The organism is Pseudoalteromonas sp. PPB1 (genome assembly GCF_015356275.1).
In the GTDB taxonomy this organism is placed as follows: Bacteria; Pseudomonadota; Gammaproteobacteria; order Enterobacterales; family Alteromonadaceae; genus Pseudoalteromonas; species Pseudoalteromonas rubra_D.
The window spans coordinates 314947-322959 of sequence record NZ_JACEQV010000004.1; the positions used below are offsets into that span (position 1 = coordinate 314947).

Genomic DNA, 8013 nt, shown 5'->3' on the forward strand with positions numbered 1-8013 from the left:
GTTCAAGCTGGATCCCATGTTAAATCATCAGGGATCCAGATATGGCTCTGTCACTCGAGGTTAGTGACCTTAATCACACTATAAATCTTCACAATGGCACATCGTTGGCATTATTAGATGATCTGTCGTTGCGCATTGAAGCCGGTGAGCACATTGCAATTGTGGGGGCTTCAGGGTGTGGCAAGTCAACCTTGCTATCCTTATTAGCTGGCCTGACACCCGTTCAGTCCGGACAAGTATCTTACCACGCTAAAAATCAGGCGCTGAATACCACCGAAATACTCGCGCACAGCGGCTTTGTATTTCAACAGTTTCACCTGTTACCAGAGCTCAATGCCCTTGAGAATGTGGCACTGCCTTTGCAGCTCAGAGGTCATCGTGATGCTGCTCAGCAAGCAACACACTGGCTGACGCAAATGGGGCTGGAGCAGCGGCTTACGCATAACGTGACTCAGTTAAGTGGCGGTGAGCAACAAAGAGTGGCCATTGCCCGTGCCTTGTGTGTCAGACCACAGGTGCTGTTTGCGGATGAACCCACCGGCAATCTGGATGAAACCACCGCAGAGCAAGTGATTGATTTGATGCTGAGCGGCGCCAGGCAAAGCGGCACCTCTTTGCTGCTGGTAACGCACGATATGGCTCTAGCAAAGCGGGTAGATAAGGCATTTCGCCTCAGTCACGGGAGGCTGGTGTTATGTCATTAGAGCGGGCAGCAGCAAGTTACTCAGCAGGTCAGCAAAAAGTCGCGCCCGGATATGCTGTGTTTACATTTGCCCTGGTGCTTTGGCGGCAGGTTATGCAAGGCAAATACTGGCTCACGTTAGGGGCCCTGAGTATTTTGTTTTTCTATTTGTTGCTCAGCAGTTTATTGGGTCAAGGGGTAGAGCGGTTTTTGGCTCACAATCTTCAGGCTACCTTAGGTGCTGATACACAAGTGACGGTACGACGAGCCTGGCAGGAGTCAGAGTTGGCCTGGGTGCGGGCTCATAGTGAAGCTTACAGTTTACAGTCTCAATACCGCGTTACTCTGAGTCATCAGTCGCATCATCAGCCTGTGCTCCTTAAAGCCGTTGATAGCCATTATCCGCCTCAGGGCGACATTCATATTAGTCTGAGCAAAGGGCTCAATGCACAGCGTGTTCAGCAGGGGCCATCACATGGAGAAATCTGGCTGGAACCCAGGCTGGCAGTGGCACTGGCGGTTGAATTGGGTGATACCATCATGCTGGGTGGCAGGCAATTACGTGTCTCTGCACTGTTGCAGCTTGAGCCAGACCGAATATTGGAAGGTTTTGGTAGCGATATGCGCGCCATGGTATCTGACGCCAGTTTACAGATTGAACAACTCACTCCATATTTAAGCAGAGTATTGATGTTGCACTCTCGCTTGCCTGAAGCGGAAATTGTCCGATTTCAATCAGGCTCTCCTACCGCGCAGATAATTAGCAAGTCTCTCAATAACTACCCACTCGCAAAGGTCTGGGAGCGGGTGCAGAATTTTCTCGGGCTACTGAGTTTGATCATCGTATTATTGAGTGTATTGATCCTGTGGTTGTGTAGCCAGGTACAAATTCAGCCACTTAAGAGAAGCGTATCTGTTTTACTGGCCTGCGGCATGTCACGACGCACGTTACCAGTGCTGGCAGTTATGGCGGGCGCGATGATCTTAATGCTGAGTTTGTTACCAGCGCTCATCTTGTCGTTACTGGCAAGCTATGGGGTTAGCCATATCGCGCAGGCATATATTGACGGGTTTAGCCTGCAATGGCAGTGGCAAGATTTACTGGCTGCCTGCGCCTTGGCCACGGTTGTGTATGTTTTCATCGCGTTACCTGTGTGGCTGTCTTTGCTGCAGGGGGACATTCGTTTGCTTCTGGAGCAACGTACCGAGCCTAAGCGCTGGCGTTGGCTGGCCATGCTAAGCCCTGTGGGTCTGCTGGTGGCCCTGGTGGTTAATTATACCGACAACTGGTTGCTTAGTGGCATGTTGCTAAGTGGACTAGGAGTGTGTGTTTTGCTGGTGCTTTTCGTCACCTGGCTGGTGCTCAGGTTTGGTGGTTATTTGTTGCCAAATTCCTGGGTGTTGTCCAAGTTTAGTCTGTTGCTTTTACGCAAGCGCATGTCGGTTAAGCTGGTACAGATCACTGCACTGGGTCTGAGCGTCACCTTATTGCTGCTGTGCATCAACATGGGGAGAGATGTGACCAACATGCTGTCACAGTATCTCTATCAGAATCAGGGTAATGTGTTTGTCAGCCGTGCAAATGATGAGCAAAAAGCGGCGCTAGAATCTTTTGTAGGTCGTTATCAGGGCCACATTAAAGAGATGAAGCCCTTTCAGTTGGCGCAAGTAACGCATATCAACGGTATAGCAATATTAAATCGGGATGTTCAGCCCAGTGACACACTGCGTCGTCTGGAGCAGCCTGTAAACCTACACTGGCAAGCACAAACGCCCGACAATGTTCGGATCACACAGGGAGGATGGCCCGCTGTATCTGCCCAGACTGGCGTATCTGTCGACCAGGAGGTATTTGAAGATTTAGCGCTCTCAATGGGTGATACGGTTCAGCTCGTCGTTGGTAGCGAACCTGTTGAAGTCACTGTCGCTGCCGTACATCGGCATAAACCAGGTAGCAGCTCAGTGACATTCTGGTTTGTGTTACAGCAAAGCAGCCCCCCCAGTTCCGCAGAGCCCGTTTATCATATGGGCAGTATTGAGCTGAATGCGCAGGGCGTAGCGGCAATCGGCGAGTTGTGGCGTGCACACCCTCAATTGCGCCTCGTCACTGTGGATGCGTTGTTAGAGAAAATCCGTGCACAGGTACAGGCATTAATCACACTGGTGATGAGTTACGCTGCTTTTATTGTGTTGCTCAGCAATTTGCTGATGGTAGCAGCTATCCAGACCCATATGAAAAAAGACCAGATCCGCAATGGACTGCTGCTGAGCTTTGGGTTGTCACCAATACAAGGTCTGAAGATCCTCTTGTTTGAGTGGCTAACGGTGACCTTGATCCCCGCTTTATGCGCCGTTGGTGCAATCTACAGCTTTATAGATGCATTTTATAAACAGAATTTGGCCATGTCTTACCAGGGCAGCCTGATACTGATGCTTGCCGAGGCGCTCGCTATTGCGCTGGTGGTCGCAATCAGTGGTATTTTACTCAGTCGTAAACAATTGCGCAGCAGCGCTATGGAACTACTGAATGAAGGGGGCTAACCGCGGCTATGACAAAAAGGTGAACGAAGGGTGAAAAAGTGCAAGCAAACCAGGGGGAGCCCCACATTTAGGTACACATATTGACAGTTCGCTACAGGGTTAAACAACCTTGAATAAGCATTCTACAGAATCGAGCAAAGCATTCATCTAGCCTTAAGTCTCCTCATAAGGACCAGCCCGGGTTGTCTGGGCTGGAAGACAATCAAATGGAAAAGGACGAAGGTATGCTTGACTTGATGGGTAAGAGAATGACGGGGTGGAAGCCTCTGAGCGTAGTGAGTGCAGCTTTACTCATGGCTGGTTGCGGTAATAGTAATGATGACCATGTGCTTGCTAAGCATCGGGGTGTGTGGGTGCAACAGGGCACGGGTAATCTGTGGCAGTTTGATACAGATAATTTACGGCGTTTTCAGTACAACAACCATGGATGTGTACTGATTGAGACGCACCCATACAAAGATTTGGATAACCTGGATGAATATCTTAAAAGCGACAAAAGTACCCTGACGTTGACCACGCATGCGACGAATGACTGGGTGTTTACAAAACAATCAGAAATGCGTGAGCAGTGTAAACCGAAGCAACGCCTCAGCGGTGACGACCCCATAACCAACTTTGAGTACTTCTGGCACACATTTAATGACTATTATGCGTTTTTTGAACTCAGAGAAATAGACTGGCAAGCGGCATATTCCGCATATCGGCCATATATCAATGCTGATACGACGCCAGAGCAACTTGCCAAGGTGTTTGAAGCTATGCTTGAAGATTTCGATGATACACATGTATCACTGACTGATGACAAGCGCTTTGAGATCTCAGGAGAAGGCGCGACAGAGTTGTATGAAGATTTAGCCTGGCTTATGCAGCAACGCCATGGAGACGACTGGGAGGCGCACATGGATCAGGCCTACAATAACCAATTAAGTGCATTCGCTGAAATAACGAATTTGTATGTGTTGGATAAAAAACTAACCCGATATGAAAGCAGCAATGCGCTAGGCTGGGGCAAACTGGATGGTAATCTGGGCTATATTCGTATAGACCGTGAGGCCGCGATGCTGGCCAGTGAAGAAACTGAAGCAGACAGTTTCTTTGATGTCATTCCACAGGCAAAGCAAGATATCGAAGACACCCAAACGTTAATGCGCGAAGTGATGAAAGACCTGGCTGACAGCGATGGCATCATCATTGACCTGCGGGTTAACGATGGCGGATTCGATGGTGTGTCATTAGAAATCGCACGGTTTTTTAATGATAAAGAGCGGACGGTGGCATACAAGCAAATCCTCAATGGCGATTATCAGCAGGAGAAGCAGACTTTAACGCTTAAAGCTGCGCCGGACCAGGCTTATACTAAACCCGTTTATGTGCTGACCGGTGAGTTGGCTTACAGCGCAGGCGAAGTATTAACTCAAACCCTCAAATCTTTAGAGCATGTAACGCTAGTCGGCGGCGCAACAAACGGCGCTGTATCTGATGCATTGGATTTTACACTGCCAAATGGATGGACCGGCTCGTTGAGCCACCAAACCTATTCCGATCTCAATAATCAGGTGCTTGAAGTCGCCGGAGTGGCGCCTGATCTCGCAGTACCCGTTTACACGACAAAAGAAGTTGAATGGTCGTCTGATAACGTGCTCGATTATGCCATTCAGGCATTGGGGGCAACGCCCAGCCGGGGTTTCGATTTAACCTCAGTTGACCAGGCGTTTACGCAGGAAATAGCGGACATGGACATTCCAGGGGTTGCTGTGGCGGTCATTAAAGATGGTCAGATCATTTTCGAAAAAGGCTACGGGATCGCAAATTTAGAGACCAATCAGCCTATGACAGTTCATGCTCCAATGAATGTAGGCTCAACCAGTAAAGCGGTGATGGGAACAGGTTTCATGCAGTTAATAGAGCAAGGTCTGCTTAGCTTGGATACGCCGCTGGCGCAAATGAACTTGCCGTTTGAGCTGACGCACCCGAATGCAGAGCGTGATATCACCCTACGCCACTTAGTAACGCATACTTCAGGTATCAGTGATACACTGCTATACAATTGCAGCTACTACATCCACGGCACCAACCTGTCTTTGTATGCGCAGGGAGGACATGAGTTATGTGAAGAAACTACACTGACGGATGCTACTGAGTTCTACCAGGCATATTTACTGCCAGGTGGGCAGTACTTCACGGACGATGTTTATATTGGTGAAGGGAGTGTGCCTGCGGGCAGCATTCATAGTTACAGTAATGTCGGTGCTGGTCTGGCGGGATATGCTGTCGAACATCTGCTCGATATCAGTCTGGTGGAGCAGATGAAGCAAAACTTATTTGTGCCTTTGGGGATGAGCAATACCCATTGGGATCACACTCAGTTGTCAGAAGACAACCCGAAAACGCCGCAATATACCATAGACAGTGAAGGGGTCGCACGATACGTGCCTGAGTTCAGCTATCCGACTTTCTTTGACGGAGATCTGAATTCGTCTGCTCATGACCTGGCTCGTTTGTTAATTGCTATCAGTCAGGGCGGTACACTGGATAATGTCAGGGTGTTGAGTGAGCAAAGTGTTGCAACTATGCTGTCTGTACAAACAGACGTACCAACCTACTGGATGGATACACAAGGGCTCTTTTGGTTTTGGCAAGGTCCATTTGTGGGCCATGACGGGGGAGATCCGGGCACCCATACTATCATGACCTACAACCCCTATACCAAAACGGGGATTGTGGCACTGTCGAATGCTGAAGACGGTCACTATGGAGATGGCTCAAACATGCTGCGTTTACAGACCCACCTGGCAGCGTTTTATCGTGCCGGTGTTGCACACGAGGAGTAGTAACCGTTTTACTTAATTAAGTAAATTGGTATAACGCACAATAGTGATACACGAATAAGGAGGGCCTATGCCTTCCTTATTGCTACAACAGGGTAAACCCTTGCGGTGCTTTTGGCGCTTCAAACTGATACAGGTTGACATAAATGATCACCGGTTTTTTCTGACCCGGATAACTGAGCTGATACTTATCCAACATACCACCGCCAAATGGCATAGACTGATCTTCAAACGGACAGCAGCTGCCAAGTCGTTTTACCTGCACAGGCTCACCATTGGGGCCAGTCAGGCTCTGAAAATACTCTATATGACTGCCTTCATACTTAGAACCACGTAAAAAGCCCCCAAGTTTGACAGGCTTATGGGTGGTATAGCCATATTCAGGATCGTTTGCAGTAAATGCAGCCTCTCCTTGAATACCGGGCTCGGGAGTGGTGCTCTGACAACCGCTTAACAGTGCGAAAAAGATAATGAGGAGTGTGTATTTCATACCAGGTTTCCTGTGGTGATTTTATAGACGTTGTTATTGATTGTATTGCCAAATGCTTCAAAACTGAGTGTACCAATTTGTTTTGCACCAAGCCGCCGGTAAAACTGATTTGCTGCGTTTTCAGTCCAGGTGTAAAGCCACATAGGCGTGCCAAATTGCCTTGCCGTGTGCTGTAGCAAGGCACGTCCTACACCTGTGCCCTGACAAGACTTATGCACATAGAGCTTGTCGATTTCGTAGCCATTGTGTGGTGTCTGATAGCTGCTGGCCAGGTTAAGCAGGACAAAGCCTTGTAACAAACCGCCTTTTGTACCAATAAGTAGCCGGTGATCTGGCTGTCCGAGCAATGACTGAAAATAAGACACAGTGAAAGTGCTGTTCACGTATTCAAGGTACTCTGTTTGGAGCCCGTCCGTGGCGTAAGTGTCCAGCCAAACCTCAGCAGACAGCTGGGCCAAATTCTGACAGTCCTGTGCTGTTGCATTGCGGATAAGCAGGGGTAGTTCGTTATTTTTATTCATCAGCGCTTATCCCGCTCTAACTGATTGTTGGGTAATAACCAAACGCTTAGCACAATCAGGGACAGGTTGGTGGTTACCGGGTTAAATGCTTCAAAAAGAATTACAGGTTGCAGAACAGCAACTGCCAGTAGTAAACCAATTAATGCGATTATATTCAGATAGATAATAGTAGGTATTTGATACCAGATAAAAAACACAAAGGCCCAGATTATTTCTCCGATGCCTGCAGAGCGTATCAGCAGGTGTGTTAAATCGCCTTCCAGACCCAGACTGGAAGATATTTGCCACTCCAGTGGTGCAATGTGAAGTAATTTAGGAACTAAACCGTGATAAAACCAGGCGAAAGTGATTGCTAAACGCGCTAACTGAGTAATCGGCATTGGTAGTAACGTTATAAGATTCATATAGATATATTACCCAGTGTATGTATTTGTAACGAAATTTAAAGTAGTTTGTACCAACATTACTGCGCAGGAAGCGATTCAAGTGGATATTAAAAAGTTACAAATCGGCGTCTGGCTTGTCTTTTTTCTTCTGTTAGCCAGTGGTTGTAGCAGGGGTCAGCCGGCAGAGCCTGTCAAAGTAGAGGATACTGGCAGTGACTTACAGCAATACGTGGATCATTTGCTTGTGGGTTTAGTATCGGACTTTATTCCTGGCGTGAGCGTTTATGTTGAAACGCCGAATGGGGGATATGCTGCCAGCGCAGGGTATGCAGATCTGGATACATTGAGCACGATGACGGGCGAGAGCCGGATCCCTAATGGGAGTGCAGGAAAAAAGCTGGTTGGTTTGCTGGCGGCCATACTGGACGATAAACAGTTATACCATTTTGATTAATTAACTGGTCATTTTTATCCAGTCTCTAAAGCATAGTGATTTCACCCTGTCAGCACATGAGATAAACGCATTCCATGCTTCACTGACCTGATCCAAAATGTCTTCGTAGCT

General features: G+C 48.2%; 7 protein-coding genes. 4 read left to right on the forward strand and 3 right to left on the reverse strand.

Going from position 1 to position 8013, the window contains the following annotated elements; translation table 11 throughout:
- Positions 1 to 41: 41 nt before the first annotated feature.
- The 3 genes from IY568_RS06375 to IY568_RS06385 all read left to right on the forward strand — a co-directional run bounded on the left by IY568_RS06375 (position 42) and on the right by IY568_RS06385 (position 6054).
- A complete protein-coding gene (locus tag IY568_RS06375) occupies positions 42 to 704 on the forward strand; it encodes an ABC transporter ATP-binding protein (protein ID WP_125557492.1) in 663 nt (220 codons plus the stop codon).
- On the forward strand, positions 695 to 3223 hold the full coding sequence (locus IY568_RS06380) for an ABC transporter permease (protein WP_194867096.1): 2529 nt from the start codon (positions 695 to 697) through the stop codon (positions 3221 to 3223). Before IY568_RS06375 ends, IY568_RS06380 begins: the two co-directional genes overlap by 10 nt.
- Positions 3224 to 3447: 224 nt before the next feature.
- Positions 3448 to 6054 (forward strand): serine hydrolase, encoded by a 2607-nt coding sequence (locus IY568_RS06385; protein WP_194867097.1) that lies wholly within the window; start codon positions 3448 to 3450, stop codon positions 6052 to 6054.
- 82 nt (positions 6055 to 6136) lie between these two features.
- On the opposite strand, the gene IY568_RS06390 is transcribed toward IY568_RS06385, so the two are convergent.
- Genes IY568_RS06390 through IY568_RS06400 form a run of 3 tightly spaced genes read right to left on the reverse strand, consistent with a single transcriptional unit; the run spans position 6137 to position 7466 of the window.
- Positions 6137 to 6541 (reverse strand): hypothetical protein, encoded by a 405-nt coding sequence (locus tag IY568_RS06390; protein ID WP_125557486.1) that lies wholly within the window; start codon positions 6539 to 6541, stop codon positions 6137 to 6139.
- Positions 6538 to 7062 (reverse strand): GNAT family N-acetyltransferase, encoded by a 525-nt coding sequence (locus IY568_RS06395; protein ID WP_194867098.1) that lies wholly within the window; start codon positions 7060 to 7062, stop codon positions 6538 to 6540. The genes IY568_RS06390 and IY568_RS06395 overlap by 4 nt, the downstream gene beginning before the upstream one ends.
- A complete protein-coding gene (locus tag IY568_RS06400) occupies positions 7062 to 7466 on the reverse strand; it encodes a DoxX-like family protein (protein WP_228553155.1) in 405 nt (134 codons plus the stop codon). The genes IY568_RS06395 and IY568_RS06400 overlap by 1 nt, the downstream gene beginning before the upstream one ends.
- 82 nt (positions 7467 to 7548) lie before the next feature.
- Between IY568_RS06400 and IY568_RS06405 the strand changes: the two genes are divergently transcribed.
- A complete protein-coding gene (locus IY568_RS06405; RefSeq protein WP_194867099.1) occupies positions 7549 to 7902 on the forward strand; it encodes a hypothetical protein in 354 nt (117 codons plus the stop codon).
- The last annotated feature ends 111 nt before the right edge of the window (positions 7903 to 8013 follow it).

Bases quoted from the DNA above. Each gene is read 5' to 3' on its own strand.
- IY568_RS06385 (WP_194867097.1), top strand. From the start codon at position 3,448: ATGCTTGACTTGATGGGTAAGAGAATGACGGGGTGGAAGCCTCTGAGC.
- IY568_RS06395 (WP_194867098.1), bottom strand. From the start codon at position 7,062: ATGAATAAAAATAACGAACTACCCCTGCTTATCCGCAATGCAACAGCA.
- IY568_RS06375 (WP_125557492.1), top strand. From the start codon at position 42: ATGGCTCTGTCACTCGAGGTTAGTGACCTTAATCACACTATAAATCTT.
- IY568_RS06390 (WP_125557486.1), bottom strand. From the start codon at position 6,541: ATGAAATACACACTCCTCATTATCTTTTTCGCACTGTTAAGCGGTTGT.
- IY568_RS06380 (WP_194867096.1), top strand. From the start codon at position 695: ATGTCATTAGAGCGGGCAGCAGCAAGTTACTCAGCAGGTCAGCAAAAA.
- IY568_RS06400 (WP_228553155.1), bottom strand. From the start codon at position 7,466: ATGAATCTTATAACGTTACTACCAATGCCGATTACTCAGTTAGCGCGT.